Source organism: Microcystis sp. M079S1 (genome assembly GCF_020246425.1).
GTDB lineage: Bacteria > Cyanobacteriota > Cyanobacteriia > Cyanobacteriales > Microcystaceae > Microcystis > Microcystis aeruginosa.
Genome location: NZ_JADBSZ010000130.1, coordinates 1 through 19,652, shown reverse-complemented (window position 1 = coordinate 19,652; position 19,652 = coordinate 1). Strand labels below are relative to the sequence as shown.

The 19,652-nt window shown below is 44.2% G+C and carries 18 protein-coding genes and 1 pseudogene; 9 read left to right on the top strand and 10 right to left on the bottom strand.

Annotated features, from left to right (window positions below; translation table 11 throughout):
• Together IM456_RS08560 and IM456_RS08555 are read left to right on the top strand one after the other, a co-directional pair.
• Nucleotides 1-259: pseudogene (locus tag IM456_RS08560) on the top strand (Uma2 family endonuclease); the annotation flags it as partial.
• Nucleotides 260-652: 393 nt separating this feature from the next.
• Nucleotides 653-2,077 (top strand): FAD-binding domain-containing protein, encoded by a 1,425-nt coding sequence (locus IM456_RS08555; RefSeq protein ID WP_149987089.1) that lies wholly within the window; start codon nt 653-655, stop codon nt 2,075-2,077.
• A 6-nt stretch (nt 2,078-2,083) separates the two neighbouring features.
• On the opposite strand, the gene IM456_RS08550 is transcribed toward IM456_RS08555, so the two are convergent.
• The 3 genes from IM456_RS08550 to IM456_RS08540 form a co-directional block, all read right to left on the bottom strand.
• On the bottom strand, nt 2,084-4,729 hold the full coding sequence (locus IM456_RS08550; protein WP_287693217.1) for an efflux RND transporter permease subunit: 2,646 nt from the start codon (nt 4,727-4,729) through the stop codon (nt 2,084-2,086).
• Between the two features lie 722 nt (nt 4,730-5,451).
• Entirely contained in the window at nt 5,452-6,486 is a 1,035-nt protein-coding gene (trpD, locus tag IM456_RS08545; protein ID WP_008196843.1) for an anthranilate phosphoribosyltransferase, read from the bottom strand.
• Between the two features lie 82 nt (nt 6,487-6,568).
• Entirely contained in the window at nt 6,569-7,096 is a 528-nt protein-coding gene (locus tag IM456_RS08540) for a GIY-YIG nuclease family protein (RefSeq protein ID WP_149987091.1), read from the bottom strand.
• Nucleotides 7,097-7,289: 193 nt separating this feature from the next.
• Between IM456_RS08540 and IM456_RS08535 the strand changes: the two genes are divergently transcribed.
• Nucleotides 7,290-7,877: an L-threonylcarbamoyladenylate synthase gene (locus IM456_RS08535; RefSeq protein WP_012264415.1), complete on the top strand. Its 588-nt coding sequence runs from the start codon at nt 7,290-7,292 to the stop codon at nt 7,875-7,877.
• The gene (locus IM456_RS08530; RefSeq protein WP_287693216.1) at nt 7,832-8,689 is read left to right on the top strand and encodes a sensor histidine kinase; all 858 of its coding nucleotides are present in this window, start codon (nt 7,832-7,834) and stop codon (nt 8,687-8,689) included. The genes IM456_RS08535 and IM456_RS08530 overlap by 46 nt, the downstream gene beginning before the upstream one ends.
• On the opposite strand, the gene IM456_RS08525 is transcribed toward IM456_RS08530, so the two are convergent.
• On the bottom strand, nt 8,625-9,095 hold the full coding sequence (locus IM456_RS08525; RefSeq protein ID WP_002758109.1) for a GNAT family N-acetyltransferase: 471 nt from the start codon (nt 9,093-9,095) through the stop codon (nt 8,625-8,627). The two genes, IM456_RS08530 and IM456_RS08525, sit on opposite strands and share 65 nt — an antisense overlap.
• Before the next feature lie 329 nt (nt 9,096-9,424).
• On the opposite strand from IM456_RS08525, the gene IM456_RS08520 reads away from it, so the two are divergent.
• A complete protein-coding gene (locus tag IM456_RS08520) occupies nt 9,425-10,420 on the top strand; it encodes a carbohydrate kinase family protein (protein ID WP_287693215.1) in 996 nt (331 codons plus the stop codon).
• Between the two features lie 10 nt (nt 10,421-10,430).
• On the opposite strand, the gene IM456_RS08515 is transcribed toward IM456_RS08520, so the two are convergent.
• The 4 genes from IM456_RS08515 to lepB all read right to left on the bottom strand — a co-directional run bounded on the left by IM456_RS08515 (nt 10,431) and on the right by lepB (nt 13,803).
• Nucleotides 10,431-11,501, bottom strand: a complete 1,071-nt coding sequence (locus tag IM456_RS08515; RefSeq protein WP_287693214.1) for a YheT family hydrolase — start codon at nt 11,499-11,501, stop codon at nt 10,431-10,433.
• 65 nt (nt 11,502-11,566) lie between these two features.
• Nucleotides 11,567-11,935, bottom strand: a complete 369-nt coding sequence (locus tag IM456_RS08510; RefSeq protein WP_287693213.1) for a DUF1818 family protein — start codon at nt 11,933-11,935, stop codon at nt 11,567-11,569.
• 6 nt (nt 11,936-11,941) lie between these two features.
• Nucleotides 11,942-12,517, bottom strand: coding sequence for a hypothetical protein (locus tag IM456_RS08505; protein ID WP_149986974.1), 576 nt, complete (start codon nt 12,515-12,517; stop codon nt 11,942-11,944).
• Between the two features lie 188 nt (nt 12,518-12,705).
• Complete coding sequence (gene lepB / locus IM456_RS08500) at nt 12,706-13,803, bottom strand: signal peptidase I (protein WP_287693212.1); 1,098 nt, start codon at nt 13,801-13,803, stop codon at nt 12,706-12,708.
• Between the two features lie 243 nt (nt 13,804-14,046).
• Here lepB and IM456_RS08495 point away from each other — a divergent pair, with 243 nt between their 5' ends.
• The 3 genes from IM456_RS08495 to IM456_RS08485 all read left to right on the top strand — a co-directional run bounded on the left by IM456_RS08495 (nt 14,047) and on the right by IM456_RS08485 (nt 15,772).
• Nucleotides 14,047-14,706, top strand: a complete 660-nt coding sequence (locus IM456_RS08495) for a glutathione S-transferase family protein (protein WP_149986976.1) — start codon at nt 14,047-14,049, stop codon at nt 14,704-14,706.
• Nucleotides 14,707-15,003 carry a glutathione S-transferase gene (locus IM456_RS08490; protein WP_147071506.1) on the top strand — a complete coding sequence of 99 codons (297 nt, stop codon included), beginning with the start codon at nt 14,707-14,709 and terminating at the stop codon, nt 15,001-15,003.
• Between the two features lie 148 nt (nt 15,004-15,151).
• Nucleotides 15,152-15,772, top strand: coding sequence for a chorismate lyase (locus tag IM456_RS08485; protein WP_002758121.1), 621 nt, complete (start codon nt 15,152-15,154; stop codon nt 15,770-15,772).
• A 218-nt stretch (nt 15,773-15,990) separates the two neighbouring features.
• On the opposite strand, the gene IM456_RS08480 is transcribed toward IM456_RS08485, so the two are convergent.
• Nucleotides 15,991-18,030, bottom strand: a complete 2,040-nt coding sequence (locus tag IM456_RS08480) for a hydantoinase/oxoprolinase family protein (protein ID WP_287693211.1) — start codon at nt 18,028-18,030, stop codon at nt 15,991-15,993.
• An 84-nt stretch (nt 18,031-18,114) separates the two neighbouring features.
• Between IM456_RS08480 and IM456_RS08475 the strand changes: the two genes are divergently transcribed.
• Nucleotides 18,115-19,122: a Gfo/Idh/MocA family protein gene (locus IM456_RS08475; RefSeq protein ID WP_287693210.1), complete on the top strand. Its 1,008-nt coding sequence runs from the start codon at nt 18,115-18,117 to the stop codon at nt 19,120-19,122.
• Nucleotides 19,123-19,462: 340 nt separating this feature from the next.
• Here the strand turns inward: IM456_RS08475 and IM456_RS08470 are convergent.
• On the bottom strand, nt 19,463-19,652 hold a 190-nt coding region (locus IM456_RS08470), incomplete at its 5' end, for a type II toxin-antitoxin system PemK/MazF family toxin (protein ID WP_287693209.1).

The following is a 19,652-nucleotide window of genomic DNA, read 5'->3' as shown; positions in this document are numbered from 1 at the left end:
CAATCAAGTCCAAGAATACCTAGTCTGGCGGTTTTATGAACAAGAAATTGATTGGTTTCGGCTACAGGCAGGAGAATATATTAAACTAGAACCCGATAGTGATGGCATAATGCGCTCCCAAATCTTCCCCGGTTTATGGCTGGATAAAAACGCTTTATTAATGGGCGACTTAGGAAAAGTTTTAGTGATTTTGCAGCGGGGTTTAGAAACAGCAGAACATCGAGATTTTGTCAATCAATTAACTGCCAATCACAGCTAGATTTTAAAATTAGACGGGTGCATCTCACATTTGCAGACCTATGGACAATCAGCAATTATCAGTGACTCTTAAATTATTACAAATATGTCAGCAGCTGCGTGTAAGCATCCCACCGAAAAACTAATGCGCTCCGGGGTTTGGGGGGTTCTACCCCCCAAAAGCTTGGATTGAGTGATAAAATCGGAAGTAATACCAATTTTAGAAGATAGTTTCCCTTTAAAAATCCCAACTCAGTAGATTTACAAAAATGAGATGCACCCAATTAGATAATTATTCTTGATCCACTGTCCTAGAATTATAGAAAGAGTATTTTTGACTTGAATTTGTTCTTAACTGTCTCCCCCTTTTACCCCAATAATCTCGCCCCTGATAATCTTCTCATCACCTTACTTTATGTCAAATCTAATCCTTTTCTGGCATCGTCGCGATTTACGTCTCTCGGATAATATTGGACTGAGTAAAGCTAGGGAGCGTAGTCCGAAAATTATCGGGGTTTTCTGCCTCGATCCCGCTATTTTAGAGAGGGATGATATCGCCCCTGCTAGAGTTGCCTATCTCCTCGGTTGTCTAGAGGAATTAGAAAAAAATTATCGCCAAAAAGGTAGTCAATTACTGATTATTCGCGGCAACCCCAGCCAAACACTCGTCAACTTAGCTGGCAATTTATCGGCAAAAGCAGTTTTTTTTAACCTCGATATCGAACCCTACGCGCGTCAACGGGATCAACAGGTAATCGCCGCTTTACAAACAAAAGGAATTGAAGTAGAAACCTTCTGGGATCAACTTCTCCACGCTCCCGGACAAGTCCTCACCCTCTCAAAAAGTCCCTACACCGTATATACTCCTTTTTGGAAAAATTGGAGCCAATTAGCCAAAGCCAGCCCCAAAACCCTAGAAAACCTGCAAGGATTAGACGAAAATGAGGGGGAGAAACTCACAGAAACTATTAATTTACCAACCCTAGAAAATTTAGGTTTTACCTGGCAAAATCCCTTACCCCTCACCCCCGGAGAAAAGGCCGCCCATAGCAGATTAGAAGAATTTTGTCAAGGGGTTATTAACAATTATCAAGAAGATCGTAACTTCCCCGCTTTCGATGGGACCTCGCGCTTGAGTGCCGCTTTAAAATTTGGGGCGATTGGTATTCGCGCAATTTGGACGGCAACCCTAGAATTATTAGAAAATTGCCGGGCCGAGGAAGCAAAAAATAGTATTATCACTTGGCAGCAAGAGTTAGCTTGGCGGGAATTTTACCAGCATTGTCTCTATTTTTTCCCAGAATTGGCGGTCGGTGCTTATAGAAAAGAATTTCGTCATTTTCCTTGGCAGGATAACGAAGAACATTTTCAAGCTTGGTGCCAGGGAAAAACCGGCTATCCGATCGTTGACGCAGCCATGCGACAATTAAATGAAACGGGATGGATGCACAATCGTTGTCGCATGATCGTGGCGAGTTTTTTAACCAAGGATTTAATTATTAACTGGCAAAAAGGCGAAAAATACTTCATGCAGAAACTTTTTGATGGCGATTTAGCCGCTAATAATGGTGGTTGGCAGTGGAGTGCCTCTAGTGGCATGGATCCGAAACCTTTAAGAATTTTTAATCCCGCTAGTCAGACACAAAAATTCGATCCGGAAGGGGAATATATTCGTCAATGGTTGCCAGAATTAGCTTCCGTAGATACGGAATATCTAGTAACCGGGAAAATCCCCCGTTTAGAAAGACATCGTTGTGGTTATCCTGAGCCAATTGTCGATCATAATCAACAACAAAAAGAATTTAAACGACTCTATAGTAATCAGAAGCCAAAACGGTAAAACTAGCTACTTTTGACCGGCTTTAATCTGGTTCCAAACATCCTCTAAACTTAGATATAACACAGGCACAACAATTAAACTCAACAGGGAAGAAGTGACTAAACCTCCCACAATTACCATCGCCATGGGTTGCCGCAATTCCGCACCAGTACCCAATCCCAAAGCGATCGGAATCATGCCTAAAATTGTCGAACAAGTGGTCATTAAAATCGGTCTTAACCTAATCATTCCCGTTTCTAAAACCGCTTCCTCCCGACTCCAACCCTGTTGACGCAATTGGTTAGTATAATCCAGCAATAACACAGCATTTTTATCGAGTAGTCCCAAGAGGAAGATAAACCCGATCAGAGAAATCATACTAAACTCACTACCCGTTACCAATAACCCCAACATTGCCCCCACAATCGCTAAAGGTAAACATAAAGCGATGACGATAGTTTCTAACAGTCTTCTGAATAATAACCATAAAACTCCTAACATTAAAATTGTCGCTAGGATTAAAGTGCGACCAAAACTGCCCAAAACACCGCTACTTTGAGAAGAAGTACCCCAACGCTGTAAAGTTATCCCTTCCGGTAAAGGAATCCCTTCAATTTTAATCGCCGCATCTTCTAATCCTAAATCGGGACTAAGATTAGCACTGAGAAAAATCGCCTGTTGACCATTTAAACGCTCGATCGCCAAAAAATCCCCCCGCTCATTTAATCTAGATGATAGGGAAATATCCTTTAAACCAGCGATTTTAGCGGCCTCAACCCGCAATTTCTCGGTACTATCGCGCAATAGCTTGAAATCATCGCTTTTAATCGCAATTTGGATCGGCTTTTCCGCTTCCGTCTGCACAAAAGGAATGTCCTCGACACTGACATTCACCCCTCTAATTGTCGGTAAAATTTGCCGAATCCGTTGCTGCACCGCACTGGTGTGAGATTTACGATCGCTCTTCAGTTTAACGTGAATTTTGCCACGATTCGGCTCACCGCGTAAACCGGCGATCATAAAAGTCGATTCCACTTCCCCATCCTGCAAAATCGGTGCTTCTAATTTGCTGCCATCGCGGATAGTGCGACGCAAAAGAAAACTTTCGGGAGAACTCGCTAACTGGGAAATCCAAGCGAAACTATCGCTAGAACTCTTAGCCGTCGGTTTATTAGGACTAATTTGCGTTATTTTCGGCAAAGGAGAAGTATAAACCAGATTAAACTCGCCGCGATCGAGTCGGGGAATAAATCCCCTAGAAATAAAAGGAATCAAGGCAATACCCGCAAAAAAGGTAATTAGGGCAATAGCAATGACCAGCAAACGATGACGTAATGACCAGTTTAAGAGCCGTCGATAGGTGTTCTCAATCGGTCGCTTTTGTTTCGTCATTTTTGCCTGTGCCTGCGGTTTCAGCCAATATAATGCCAAAACTGGCGATAAAGTTCTGGCGATCAACAGAGAAAAAATCACCGCAGCCGAGACAGTTAAACCGAAGGGTTGGAAAAACTGTCCCACCGCACCCCCCATAAAAGCCACGGGTATAAACACGGCAACAATGGTTAAAGTGGAAGCAGTGACAGCTAATCCGATCTCCCTTGTCCCCTTGAGTGCCGCATTTTTCGGGGTTTCCCCCGCGTCGATTAAACGGGAAATATTCTCCACATCGACGATCGCATCATCCACGACAATGCCGATCACCAAAGCCAGGGCCAGTAGCGTCAGGGTTTCCAGATTAAACCCATAGATGGCCATGATAATGAAAGTCCCCAAAAGAGATAGGGGGATAACCAGAGCAGAAATGATTGTAGCGGCGAAACTGCCTAAAAATATCAAGATCACCAGCACCGACAGCAAAACTGCCAAAAGTAAATCATCGATCGTGCCTTGTAGGGCAGCGCGAATATATTCCGCTTGGGTTTCAGCTAAAATTATCTTGACATCGGGCAGTTTTTGTGCTATGTCTTTAACCCGTTTTTCTGCCTGAGCGGCCAGATCGAGACTATTGGCAGCACCTTGTTTGATTACCTGCACAGCGATCGCCTCTTGGCCGTTAAAGCGCACCAGCGTGGGTAATGGTCGGGTTAAGCTTTTATGGGGATTATCTTCCCTAACTGTACCCTGACCGAGTAAATTAACTTTAGCCGTACCAGAAAGAGCTTTTAAGGGCGGAATTAAATTATCTTGGGCGATTTGGCTTAATTCTTCCAGAGTTTTCTGCTCACTCACCAGCGTATATGTAACTGTTGCCGACTCATTTAAATCAACGGGGATAACTTCTGTGGTAGCTTGAGGGGGTAAAGGGATTTGCGAGATAGCCTGTTTAACTGCTGCGGTGGCTTTGTCTAAATTTGTGCCAATTTTAAAGAAAACGCTGATTACTGACTGTCCGGGGGAAGTAGTCGAGGACACATCGCGACAACCGGGGAGAGAGAAAAGGGGATTTTCTAGGGGTTTAGTTAATTGCTGTTCCGTGGTGATAGCAGTAGCTAAATCCGCTTGAGCGTTAATTATGACGACTGGAAAGCTTATATCGGGGAAAAGAGCGTATTTTAGGGAACTAAAAGCCAAAATTCCTGCCATGGCCACCGCTAACCAGAAAGCAATGGTTAACCTCGGGGCATTAATCGCTATTCGAGAGATATTCAGACGTTCTCGCCATGATTCTTTCATCTTTTGATCATCTCTCATAAGTGGGAAGTGGGGTGTGGGAAGTGGGGTGTGGGGTGTGGGGTGTGGGGTGTGCGGTGTGGGGTGATGGGGAAGTGGGGAGATGGGGAGAATAAATAAAAATAGTCTCGGAGTCTCCTGAATACTGACTCCTAACCCCATGGTAGATGTTGGATTTTTGCAGGAGTTCTATTTTCTAACAAAGATAAGCAAAAATTATTTATTGACTGCAAAAACTTGAGAATATTTAAATTAACATTCCGCAATATTTATAAATTCTTAAGAATTAATTGAGAAAGATTTTTATTTAACAACGATGTTATCATGGTTACAGCGATTTTACTGAATTTCATAATGGGTTATTCTGTGCTTTTTTGACCAGCAATGGTTGAAACCCTTGCCACACCTAGAAGGGGATCCTAATTGAAGCGGGTAAATCAGTCAATTTCACCCCTAACGATGATCTTTTTTTTGTGTAGTTTTATTGCAAAAAAAAAGTTTTTTTGACAAAAAGCACAAAGTATGATAAGCCCAACCTATTTCTGGCTGCGAGTAATTATTGCAGAGTGGGGAAGTGGGGAGAATAAATAAAAGCAATCTCCTGTCTCGGAGTCTCCTGACTTGAAAGAGGGTGTGGGGTGTGGGGTGTGGGGTGTGGGGAAGAAAACCTCTTTCATCTGTGGGGGTGAAAATTTTTTCATCGAGACTGACTCCTGTGAATTGTCCTAGGCGAGAAACTTAACCAACTCCTCTAATTTTTGCCAAGCTAACCCACTGGCTAAAATGTCGCGAGCGAGGGCGAAACCGGCAGCATGGTCGCCAAAAGTGACCTTTTCTGCCACCTGTAGGGCAAGAGAGGCATTAATCGCCACAGCATCCCGTTGAGCCGGCGTTCCCCCCCCTTGCAGGACATTTTTGAGGATTTCGGCATTTTCTGGTACTTCCCCGCCTTTAAGGGCATTTAAACTGGCTCTGGGGATAGCAATTGACAAGGGATCGATCGCCGCAGAAATCACCTCGCCATTATTTAATAAAGCCATATCGGTCAGATCTCCTAACCCCACCTCGTCGAGTTTTTCCCGGCCGTGAACAATAATCGCCTTTGGGGTTCCCATTTGTGCTAAAGCCGTGGCCATGGGGGTGAGAAATTGCCGGTCATAAACCCCGATAACTTGACCTGTGGGACGGAGAGGATTAACTAGAGGGCCCAGAAGATTAAAAACCGTGCGAACTTTCAGGGTTTTGCGGAGATTAGCCACACTTTTCAGGGCTGGATGCCAACCGGGGGCAAAAAGAAAGGTCACTCCCACCCCATCTAAAGCCGCCGCTACTTTCTCGCTAGGGGCGCTCAAATTAACCCCAAGATATTCTAAAACATCGGCCGAACCGACCTTGCTGGAAGCAGAGCGATTGCCGTGTTTAGCCACTTTTACACCCCCGGCGGCCGCCACAAAAGCCACGGCAGTGGAAATATTAAAGGTTGAAGCCCCGTCACCGCCGGTGCCACAGGTATCGATAACGGGAGTGGTATGGGGTTTAGGGTCTTCTAAGCGAGATTGTTGCCGTAAAACTCCGGCCATTCCCGCTAATTCCGCGGCCGAGACTCCTTTTGCTTGCAAAGCCGCTAAAATCGCCCCCGATAAAACTTCCGGAATCTGGCCGTTTAACCATCCGGTCATTAATTCTTCAGCTTGGTTAAGGGAAAGGGATTTTCGATCGAGTAGTTGCTGCAGTAGGTTTGGCCAGTCTGGAGTGGTCATCGCTGTTCCATTGGTGTCGGGATGGGGGGGCGATATACTATCATAGCGGTTTGTCTGGAGAATCGATCGCTCCAGGTAATTTTTACTTTAAATCGAGCAAACCCTGTTCTTTTAACTTGGGATTAAAACGAATTTCCATCTGTACTCCCCGTTTTTCTAGGGTTGATAAAATATCGTTTTCTACTCGCCTGGATAGCTGTTTTAATAACTTCATTTTCCCTAATTCGTCAGCACTTTGATAAATTTCTTTTTCTGTCTCAGTCATGGCTAATTTAGCATCAATTGGTTCTGTCCAGAGTTTTTCATTGTCGATTACTGCCTGACTTTCTCTTAGCCAAGCTTGTTTAATCGATTCGAGAATAGTCCGATTAGGACGATCAATCAACTGTATTTTTAGCCAATAACAAGCTTGAGGCTGTCGGGCAAGATGTTGTTTTAAACTGAGATAAATATCACGAGAATAGCCGACAAACTCTAAGACTTGTTCTCGATCAAAAATGGCATAAACCCCGATTTTTCCCTGGAAATCAGCACAGATATTACCCGTGGCATCTAGGTAGGGAATATATTCTAATTGTTCGAGATTAGCCAAAGTATCAGACTCATTCATAATTAATCGTCGCTAATTGGTTGGAGATAAGTAGGTAGGTGTTAAAAACTTTCAGATACCCCGCTGATCAAGTAGGGTTGATTCAAGGTAGGGTTGATTCAAGGTAGGGTTGATTCATGAATCAACCCTACCCGTTTAAAATTGTACCAAAAAGTTTTAGGCTAAATTAGTCCCCAAAAATGATCAATTCTCAATGCCTACTGCTTCTCTTAACGAAATTGTTCACGCGGCCCTAAGTGGTCAAGTGGTTTCTTTTCCCACGGATACAGTCCCCGCTTTAGCGGTTTCTCCCCCCTATGCTGCCTTAATTTTTGCCGCTAAAAAACGGACTTTTGATAAACCCTTAATTCTCATGGCCGCCTCAGCAGCAGATTTATGGGATTATGTCGAGGGAAATCAGGAAGAAAGGGAAATTTGGCGGCAAATGACCGAAAAACACTGGCCCGGCTCCCTAACTTTGGTTTTACCTGCTGCTGAAAAAGTACCAAAAGTTCTTAACCCTAAAAATCCTAGCACGATTGGTATCCGAGTTCCCGCTCATGCGATCGCCAGAGAAATTCTCGGTCGAACTGGTGTTTTAGCGACCACAAGTGCTAATCTGTCAGGACAAGAGCCTTTATTGACTCCAGAAGCGATTATGACTACTTTTCCCTCGGTGACGGTGTTAGCGCCCACAGAAAGGCAAGCATGGGGAATAATCAATAGTGGACAACCCTCCACCGTCGCGCGTTGGCAATGTCAAGGATGGGATATCTTACGACAAGGGGCAGTTTTTCTGTAAATATGGACGATATTGACGCTTTAAAACGGGAATTACAGCAAACTCGCCTCGCTTATCAGATGGCCGTGGCAATTAATCACCTCAAAAGCAGTTTTTTGGGACGGGTTGCCCACGAATTGCGATCGCCATTGAGCAGTATGATCAGTCTCCATCAACTGATTCTCGCCGATCTTTGTGAAAGTCCGGCCGAAGAAAGGGAATTTATCGCCCAGGGGCAACTGGCGGGCTGTAAACTGATGGCAATGCTCGATGAGATGATTAATCTCTCCAAACTAGAGTCTGGTACTATACCTCTCGATCAAGAAATTTTTTCTTTAACTAAACTCTGGCAAGATTGGGCAAGTTTAACCTATTTACAGGCAGCTAATCGCAATATTAAGCTTAAATTTAGCCCTTTGACCGATGATATTGCTATTATTGCCGATTATCAACGTTTATCCTCCGCTCTTGTCCTTCTCGTCGATGCGGCGATCGCCAACTTAACGAGTGGCTCTATTTGTATATCGGTAAGTGCCCTTGGCGAGAAAAAAGTCACTATTACCCTAGAATTTCCGGGGGAAATCGCTCTCTGGCAAATGCCAGAAATTTCCCCTTTGAGTTTAGAATCAAAGCCAGAAGAAGTAAAACAATTTACTCAAGCTCTCGGTCTTTCTCCCGGTCTTAAATTTCAGTTAGCGAAAGGCATTATCGAAGTCTCGGGGGGGGAAATGAGCTTAGATCAAATCGATAACAATAGTCAGGACAAGCTCACACGGATCGTTTTTTCTTTACCTCGATCGCCGGATAGGAAAACTCCTCGGGATAACGATTAAATAATACCATCGTCGTGGTGGCGTTGCTTTGGAAACCAATGCGCCGGTAAAAATTTTCTTGATTAGTAGTCATCAAATAGACTCTTTCCACCCGATTTATTCGGGGATGGGCCAAGACTGTTTCTACTAATTTACGCCCTAAACCCGCTCCCTGATAATCGGGATGAACGATCACATCCCAAATAGTTGCCCGATAAATGCCGTCAGAAATGGCGCGAGCAAAACCAATTAATTGCCGCTCATTCCACACCGTCACCACCGGATCACTATAGTCAATTGCGGTTTCTAAATCTTCTAAACGGCGATCGATTGCCCAAAATGCGGTTAAATTAAATAATTCTCGTAGTTGCGATAGATCTATCTTGCTTTTATCCTCGTCAAACTGAATCTGACTACAATCAACCATGATATTTCCTTAGTCTAAGACTAAAAAATAAAAGAGGATTCACGCTCGATCGGGCTGATTTATGAGCAATTTCCCCTAATCTATGTGTTTGATTATACTCAATGCCTCAGATAATCTCTAGTTGATTTATCGTGATTTCTTGACAAGTCAGGATTCAGGATTCAGGAGTCAGGAGGAGATAGGGTGATAGGGTTTTGGGGTGATAGGGTTGAGACAGCTTCCCCACTTCCCCATTACCCCACTTCCCCATTACCCCACTTCCCCATTACCCCACTTCCCCACACCCCACTTCCCCACACCCCACACCCCACACCCCACTTCCCACACCAATGCTTAACAATCAAAGATCTTCGCCAGTGTCTGTCATTTGTTTAGGGGAAATCCTCTTTGATCTAATTGCCGATCAAAGCGAGCGCTCTATAGAGCAAGTGACTTCTTGGACAACCTATGCCGGGGGTGCGCCGGCAAACGTGGCCTGTGGATTGCGAAAATTGGGCATAAATTCGGCTTTTATCGGTTGTGTGGGCAAAGATCAACGAGGGGAACAGTTAATCGCCTTGCTAGACGCTCTCGGAGTCGATACTACTGGTGTACAGTATCATGCCACCCTACCCACCCGACAAGTTTATGTCACCCGCGATGCTGGGGGAGACAGACATTTTGCGGGTTTTGGCGGCAGAAAAACGACTGATTTTGCCGATACTGCCCTTAATGCTGACCTATTGCCCGAAAATCTGTTTAAAAATGCCGATTATCTAGTGATGGGAACCCTAGGGTTAGCCTATCCCCCGGCGAGAGCGGCGATGATGCGCGCCCTCGAATTAGCTAAAATTTACGGGGTGAAAGTATTGATCGATATCAACTGGCGGCCGGTTTTTTGGCCTAATCTTGAGGCCGCTCCCGATCGGATTCGAGATTTTATCTTCCGGGCCGATTTGCTCAAATGTAGCGAGGAAGAAGCCGCATGGTTATTTGGCACTGATACCCCCGGAGAAATATCATCACAATACCCCAATTTAGGGGCAATTCTGGTTACTGGCGGCGCAAAAGGTTGTAAATATCATTTAGGCGAAAATAGCGGCACTGTCAAGGCTTTTACTGGGGAGGTGGTGGATACAACCGGGGCGGGGGATGGCTTTGTGGCGGGTTTTTTGGCTCGTGCCGGTCTTGGAGGCGATAAAATTGGGGAAAATGCCGATTTAGCCCGTAAGGCGGTGATTTATGCCTGTGCGGTGGGGGCAATGGTGACAAGGGGAGCAGGAGCGATCGCATCCCAACCGACTCGGGAACAGCTGGAGGAGTTTCTAGCGGCCTTTGACTCCTAGAAATTAGCTCTTATTTGCCAGTTTTTTGGTCAAACCAGTCTAAAACCCGATTCCATGCCCACCAGCGATCGCTATCGCCCCACTGACGCTGACAGGATAAACTGCTGATATAACCCACATGACCGCCATGGTTGGTTAAGAGTAGATCGACGTGGGGATTATCGGCAATCGCTGCTTGCAGATCGGGAATAACTGCCGGGGAAAAGAGGGGATCATCGGCCGCGTAGAGGATAAAAGTGGGTTTAGTTAAATAGGGTTGAAAGGGCAAGGGACTACTAGCGGCATAATAGTCAAAAACTGTCTCAAATCCTAAGTTTTTAATCACTAATTCTCGATCAAATCCCGCAATCGTGGTGGCGCGAGTAATTGCTTCGGGATCGATATGATCGGGATGAGCTTGATGGATGCGTTTGGCTAACTTGCGTAATTCCCTGGCGATCGCTTTTTCCAAATGTTTCCCCCAGGGATCCCGGACGAGATAGGATAAAGAACGATTAGAGTCTAAATTAGGACAAATTACCGCACCACCACCGATATCGACGGGATCGATCCCCATATCTTCCTGATTCTCTGCCGATTTAATTCCCCAGAGGGCCAATTGTCCCCCCAGAGAGTAACCTGTGAACCAAAAAGGAGCGGGACAGCCCATTTTTTGAGCTTGGGCGGCAATATGAAGGAAATCTAGCCCTTCATAGATGCCATCGGAGGTGAGAGTCGGGGATAATTCGGCTGTCTTACCGTGGGCCCGCCAATCGAAGAGGACGACTGCGTAGTTTCTTGCTACGGCTTTTCTGCCTAAAATTCTTAAAAACCATTGATTATCTAAGTCTCCCGTGATGCCGTAGGTGCCGATAATTGTTCCTTTCGCTTGCGGGGGAATGGAAACAATCCCGTAGATGGGGACCGCATTGGCCCCGGTGAAAATGGTTTCTTGATAGACTGGTTCGGGAATAGCGATCGTATTTTGCCAGGTTTCTCGCGCTTTTAGGGACACATAGAGAGTCATGGCAAAACCGTTTTTCAGCAATGGGGGCGGGGTGTAGGTGAGATTATCGGTCTTCGTCCTCGGATGGGCAATCATAGCAACACAGGGGAATCAAAAAGTCAAGAGGGGGAGACAAAAATTAACTTATGCCCACCGCTTTCTTAAAAATTGTAAAGCAAATTGTCCCAAGCGGCGAGCAACTCTGGCAGGGCAGTGGCCGACCAATTGCCCTCACAACCGCGACCTTGATAGAGAATCAATCGCAGGGAATAATTATCGGGAAATCCTGCCGCTTCTAACCATAAAAGCTCGCTTTCCGCTTCACAAGCAATACTTTCTTCATCCATTAATTCTGTGGCCATGGCCGCCATAGTTGCGGTCAATTGTGATAGTAACCGACGCAAATCTTGCCACTCGGCCTCGGTCAATTCGATCGCCCAATCATCGCCACCAATTAATCCTTTATAAACGGCTGCCTTAGGATCCCAACCGAGTCGCCAACCTGAACCATATTTGAGAATTTTTTCCATAATTTTCTAGAATTTTAATAGGTCAGCATCTCCCGGTTTTGATAAAGAGGGACGACGGGGAGAGGGACTGGGAGAAGGGCTAGGAGTGGGGGTTTCTTGGGGGAGAATGGCGGGGTTATAAATTTCGACTAGAAGGGTGACTAACTGCTGCCGTTGACGACGATTAAGACTGTTAATCGCTTTGATATCGGCAGCCATCGGGTTAACCGTAAGGGTTGCTTGTCCAGGATAGTTTTCTTCGCTGATTTTCTCGTTCACTCCTAGATAATCCCCTAGGGTTAATTGCCAATCAAAACGGATGAGAGTAAACCTTTTTTTTGTATCTTGATGATAACGAAGAAAGCGACTTATTAAAGTATTATTCGGATCGATCGCCCCTGTATCTCGACGGGTATAGTTGTTTTCTTTCGGTAAATCTGGCATTGCTTGATAAATTTGTTGAGCAACTGTTTCGGGTCGTTGAATTTGGCTCATCCCGGTGGATTGCCACGATAACCACCAGAGAATTATCCCCATTCCTAGACAAAATACTAATAATAGTATTCGCTGAATTTTCAGATTTTGAGGGAATTTTAACAGCATATTAATCAAGAAAAGATTGAAGTTAATTATCTAGCACCAGTGGTAATTTTTCAGGAACAATTCAAGGGATGCTGTACTGCATTTAAACTGCGTATTGTAAACTTTAGGACAAATGCTCAACCCCCCTCTCCCTGCTCCCATGAAGTCTTAACGAGTAATTCAGATAGTCAACAGCTTAGTCATCCCCATCATAGCAAAGACTGGACACGATCTAGAGGCCAGTAAACTTTATAGGCTTGACCAACGATATAACTTTCTGGCAAAAAACCCCAAGCACGGGAATCAAAACTATGGTTACGATTATCTCCCAAAACAAACAGGGTTTTTGGGGGTACAGTCATAAATTCTATTTCATAATTGGCCAACTCGGCGGTGTAGGGTTCCTCGATAACTTGCCAGTTGAGATAAACTTTACCCCTGCGGATTTCAATGGTATCCCCAGCAATAGCGATGACTCGTTTGATAAAAAAATCTCCAGAATTAGGCTCTAGTTGCTTAATTTTTTCGGGAGTTCTAAAAACAATTATATCGCCTCTTTTCGCTTGATAATTACCAGATTGACTGACGAAAATGCGATCACCTACTGCGAGGGTAGGCAGCATGGATTCGCTCGGAATCTCGAAAAATTCTATTCTTTGGTGTAACCATTCGGGAAAATAATTACAGATAATTCCCCAAGTAAAAATTGCTGCCACCATCAGCGCCAAAATGGAACGATAGGTGTGACGATGGGGATGGAATTGATCGGGGAAAGTGTGGTAAACATGATAAACAGCGATCGCTGTAATTAAAGGGGTAAGAAAGAGGATATTAGCCCAAAAATCATCCATTTTCAGGGTAATCAGGGATATAGTCAGAAAAATTATCCCTAAGATCACCTTATCGGCGTACAATTGCCCTAACCCCGGTATAATCCGGTTAGCGAAGACGGCAAACCATGGGTTTTTCTGTTTCCGGGGAATTTTCTCTAAGCTGTTATTCTGTCTGGAATAATAAACAGTCCAGTGAGCGTCAAAAATATTGCTAATGTAAACGATAACCAGAGCAACTATTCCCCCTAATCCCCAGCTTACAGGGCCATTGTGGCTAAAAATTGACCAAATTGTCACAATTATTAATATTACTTGAGCGATTGCCAAAATGGTTGCTTTTTGGTTTTTGTTAGCATACCATTGTCCCAAGCCGGGGAAGAACATCGAGAGATTGACAGCTAACCAGGGATCTTTTGCCAGTGAATTAGTCGCATCAGGAGGAGAAACAGCCGAAAAAAGGGGGGGTTTGCTCATAGTATAGACCTATTGCCAATTCAGTAAACAGTAAACAGTAAATAGTAATCAGTGAACAGTGATCAGTGAACAGTGATCAGTGAAAACATATTAGGAATAATACTGCTCGCTTAATACATACTGCTCACTTAAAACTCAAATCTGATAACTGATAACTGATAACTGATAACTGGTAACTGATAACTGATAACTGATAACTGATAACTGATAACTGATAACTACTATAGCAACCAACAACACTTAATGATTTTACTTCAATTTAGCACATCTCATTACTGTCGCAAAGCTCGTTTAGCACTAGGTTATAAGGGGATTGATTACCAAGTAGAAAATCTCACCCCCGGACTACATATTCTCAAACTCAGGCCTCTAACCAAAGGGTTAACCACTGTCCCCGTTTTAATGGCAGCGGATGAGATTATTGCCGATTCTACTGCCATTTTAAAATATTTAGAAAAAGTAGTTTCTTTCCCCTCTTTTATTCCCGCTGGGGAAAAGGAGAAAAATCAAGCTTGGTTACTAGAGGATTGGTTAGATGAAAGTATTGGAGTAGCGACTAGATTTGTCTATTATGATTATCGCGCTGGAGAGGGAAAAGCGATCGATTCTTCCCTGAGTAGTCAAATAATTATTAATATCGTGCGACAACAATATAAAATCACCCCGGCAATGGTAAAACTAGCGGAGGAGCGCCTAGAAAATGCCCTCAAGATTCTAGAATATTGGCAAAATCAAGCCTATTTGGTGGCGGATAAATTAAGTGTAGCCGATATTGCCGCCACTGCCCTACTCAGTCCTCTGGCTCTAATTCCCAGTTATCGTCAAAAATATCCCTGGTTGTTTGCTAGAATCGAGGAAATTCATCAACAGTGTCGAGAAAAATTGCCCCCCGGTTTAAATTAAATGCAGCGAACGACAAAAATTATCATCCTCATCTCGATCGGTTTCTTATCGCCCCTAAAAGCCCTTGCTTTGCCCGCTCCTGAAGATATTCCCGAAGAAGTTTTACGAGCAGAAATTATCACTTCGGCTCGCTCGCCCCTTGATAATCAACCCCTAACTGCGGCAGAATATGCCTTACTAGAAGAACAATTAGCCACCAGCATTTATCCCCCCCAAATTAATCCCAAGATTCGACAATTAATTGCCCTGAGAAGATTACAAAAATTCCTCCAGATATTGATACCTTTCTATCGTTAAAATCAAAATAGCCGATCTCCTGTGGCAAGAGTGCCTATGCTAACCGAAAAATTAGAGAGGATTAGAGCAAGGCGATCGCTTTTATCACCAGCAGACAAAAATCCCGTGTTATTATTAATGAAAAAATCATAAAGTTTTGTAACAAACCTTGACTGCTATCCTCCGCCCCCAAGAAAAGCCCCTGCTTAATCGTCCTTGGTACTCCCTGTCCCCTCTCTGGCAAGGAGACGAAACCGATGTTAAACAAGGTTTACCCCATAGCCAACTCGCACCCCCGTGGCAGATTTTAATTCTCGGCGATGGTTCTCCCACCCGTCATTTACAACTTTTAACCGGTGAAAAAACGGAAGTAGATGTGATCGATATGTCCCCCATCGGCGACGATGAGGATGGCGCACCGATGAAAATTAGCCTGATTCCGGGGCCGAGATTGCGTCGTCAAGTCTGGTTACGCACAGCTAGTGGTCAAAGGTTAGCCTATGCCGCTTCTTGGTGGTCTGTCAATCAAGTGGACGAATATCTAGAAAATCGTTCCCTACCGATTTGGGAAAGTCTCTCGCGGCTGCACACGGAATTGTATCGCGATGTGCAGGGACTTTATTACGGTCATTCCCCGGAATTAGAAATAGCTTTTGGGGAAAAAGGAGCATTTTGGGGTCGTCATTACCTATTTTGGCACGCTCGCCAACCCCTTACCCTGATTTACGAGGTTTTTTCTCCCTATCTCCGTAAATACCTCGGCGAAATGAGAATTGATCAATTAGGATAACTGCTGTAGATATTTCTAAGTAGGGGTTGCTGAATAAATCTAAAAACCTTGTTGGATAATATCTTTAGGCTTTTTTGAAATCAAAAAGTGGGGGAAATTTAGGCACTTTTTCCCTGAAAATTAGGTAATTGGCCACCTCAAAACAGGTAAAACCCCACACCCCACACCCCACACCCCACACCCTACCCCCACGAAAAACTTTTTGCCGCAAACCCTAGTTAATCTTTGGAGAGAATTAAATGATTTTTCTCCGTTAATTTTGCCATCCAACCCGGTTCAATCACAATCGTGCTAATTTTTTCGATAATAATTGCGGGTCCTGTCAGACAATCAAAAGGTTGCAGATCTGAACGCTGATAAATTGGCGTTTCCCGCCATTGATTAGCCATAAAAACCGCTACTCGATCGAGCATAGGAGGTAATTCTCCCATCGGACGGGAGCGAGTTAAAATTGCTTCTTTGGGACTGTCCATAGTCTGGATCAATTCCACGGCAATCGACTCAACAATTAAAGCTTTTTGTTCTTGCTTAAACCCATAACGTCTTTGATGTTCCCGTTCAAAATCCTGACGCATTTGATCGCTAAAATTAACCGCTAAAGTGGCATCACTGCCTTGATATTTTAAACTAACTTGCTGCCGCACCTGATTATAATCCTCTAATTCCCGACCCGCTAAAACTTCTAATTCGTTCATTTCCGTGAGCAACTGCCCGATTAAATCGGCATTTAAGGGCTGTTCGATCGCTTTTTCTTTAATTACCCTCAAATCGGCCAAACCCATGCCGTAGGCGCTTAAAACCCCGGCGTAGGGATGGAGAAAAATACTTTTCATTCCCAGAGTATCGGCAATTAAACAGGCCACTTGACCCCCGGCACCGCCAAAGGTACAAAGAGTATAATCACTGAGATCATAACCCTTTTGTAGAGAGATTTTTTTAATCGCATTAGCCATATTTTCCACGGCAATTTGAATAAACCCCGCAGCCAGCAGTTCAGGACTATTATTACCCCCCATTGTTGCCGCCAATTCGTGAAACTTTGTCAGCACAATCTCTCTATCTAGGGGTAAATTTCCTTCTTGTCCAAAAATAGCGGGAAAATAGGTGGCTTGAATTTTTCCTAACAAAACATTAGCATCGGTAATTGTTAATGGTCCACCCCGTCGATAACAGGCAGGTCCCGGATTAGCTCCGGCACTTTCTGGTCCAACCCGAAAACGAGAACCATCATAGACTAAAATCGAACCTCCACCAGCGGCCACGGTGTGAATACTTAACATCGGCGCTCGCATTCTTACGCCAGCAATTTCGTTATCTGTTTGGCGCTCATATTCCCCTTGAAAATGAGAAACATCGGTGCTAGTTCCTCCCATATCAAAACTGATAATTTTGCTAAATCCCGCCCTTAAACTGGTTTGTACTGCCCCGACTATTCCCCCCGCAGGACCAGATAAAATGCTATCTTTACCCTGAAATTTATCGGCGGTGACTAAACCGCCATCGGATTTCATAAATAACAAGCTAGTTTTCGGTAATTGCTGGCTAATACTATCAACATAGCGGCGTAAAATTGGCGATAAATAGGCAGAGACTACCGTGGTATCTCCCCGGGATACCAGTTTCATTAAAGGACTGACTTGATGGGAAATGGCTAGATGAGTAAAGCCGATTTCTTCGGCAATAGCTGCCACTTGTTTTTCGTGGTCGGGATAACGATAACTGTGCATAAAAACAATCGCACAACTTCGGATACCCCCTTGATAAACTGGTATTAAATCGGCTTTAACTTGGGCGGGATTAACGGCGATTAATTCTTGTCCTTGACGATCGTACCGTTCGGCCACTTCGATAACTTGTTCGTATAATAAAGAAGGAAGAATAATTTGACGGGCAAAAATATCGGGGCGATTTTGATAGCCAATTCTCAAGGCATCTTTAAAACCTTTGGTGATTAACAAAACCGTGCGCTCTCCTTTTCTTTCTAACAGCGCATTGGTGGCTACCGTTGTTCCCATTTTGATCACTTCGATGTTATCTAGGGAACCACTAATATCTTTGATCCCTTGAATGACTGCATCTGGGTATTTTTCGGGATTCTCCGAGAGCAGTTTATAGAGAACAATCCACTGTTGATCGGCAAGGGGAACAATCAGAAATCTAGCGGCATCTCTAGCTAGTCGTTCAATAATTTCTGGTCGATCGATTATCGCCACTATATCGGTAAAAGTTCCCCCTCGATCGATAAAAAATTTTAACATAATCCCTTCCAGTTCTCAGAATCAATGAACAATTGCGCCTAATCCTTTTAAAATAAACTAGATTGATTTATCTGAGTAAGCAAAATGTCCACAGGAATCGCTATTTTAGGGGTAGGACGTTGGGGAGTGCATTACGTCCGTCATTTTTCTCAACATCCCTCAGCACAAGTAGTGGCGATCGTTGACTCCTCCCCCGAAAAACTTCATCTCTGTCGCGATCAATTTAATCTCGATACTAATAAAGTTATTTTAGCCAATGACTGGGAATCAATTCGTCTTCACCCCGAAATCTCGGCCGTAGTCGTCGTTACTCCTGCCATCAGCCATTATCCCCTGATTAAAGATGCTCTTAATTTAGGTTATCACGTCCTCGCCGAAAAACCCTTAACCCTCAATCCCCAAGAATGTGGCGAATTAACGGAATTAGCGGCGCAAAAACAGCGTATTTTATTAGTTGATCATACCTATCTTTTTCATCCCGCCGTTATCACCGGACAAAAAGTCCTGCAATCCGGGGGTATCGGTAAACCTCTTTATGGTTATGCCACTCGCACCCACCTGGGGCCAGTTCGTCAGGATGTGTCCGCTTTGTGGGATCTAGCTATTCACGATATCTCGATTTTTAATCATTGGCTAAATAGTACACCAGTATTGATTCAGGCACGAGGAACGGTTTGGCTACAACCTAATCTAGCCGATTTAGTCTGGTTAACCCTGATCTATGGCGATGGTTTTCAAGCGACTATTCACCTTTGTTGGTGGAATCCCGATAAACAGCGACGTTTAGGGATAGTTGGCAGCGAAGGGACTTTAATTTTCAATGAATTAGACTCTCGATCGCCTTTAACGCGACAAAAGGGCTATTTTGAACGTCAGGAAGCCTATTTTATTCCCCGGGGACAGGAGACGGAATCTATCCCTATTGCCGATGGTGAACCCCTAAAAGCATTATGCGAACATTTTCTAGAGTCGGTGGCTACGGGTGTCGATTCTCCTGTATCTTCGGGATCGGTAGGGACGGAATTAGTCAAAATCCTCCAGGCAGCAGAATTATCTCTAGCCAGAGGTGGAGAGATCGTGCGCTTAGAATAGGGAAAAATGGGATCGATAAGCTGTTGACTATCTAAATTACTCGTTAAGACTGCACTGGGGTTGGCAGCAGGGAAACGAGCGATCGCTGTCCAGTTAGTGGATGTGTTCGGCAATGATGCCAGTGCTACAGTTGAGGTGCGTTAACTTTTGCGGTGTTTTCAGAAAGATGAAGTATAACCTGATTTGCTATTGACGAGGAGTTTATACGGCGTTGAATTTATCTAATTTCTTTCACCCGATCGGTGCGTAGCGCGGTCGATCGCTAACGGCTGAATTCAACCGCTATTTTGGTCTATTTTCCAGCATCAGTCGCTTTTTGTTGGTCGGGTGCAATGATTTGTTAGACCTCAAATTCGATTACAGTAGCAATGGCGGCTACAATTTCCAGTATTGTAATTTCAGAAACGCTTCCTAATTTACGAATAAACCTTTGTAAATCCACCCCCCTTAGTTGAAGAGTATCAATTGCAGAAGCTTTATTCAATCCATTGATACTGTTAGGTTCAATTTTAACGTGCCAGAAATTTGCT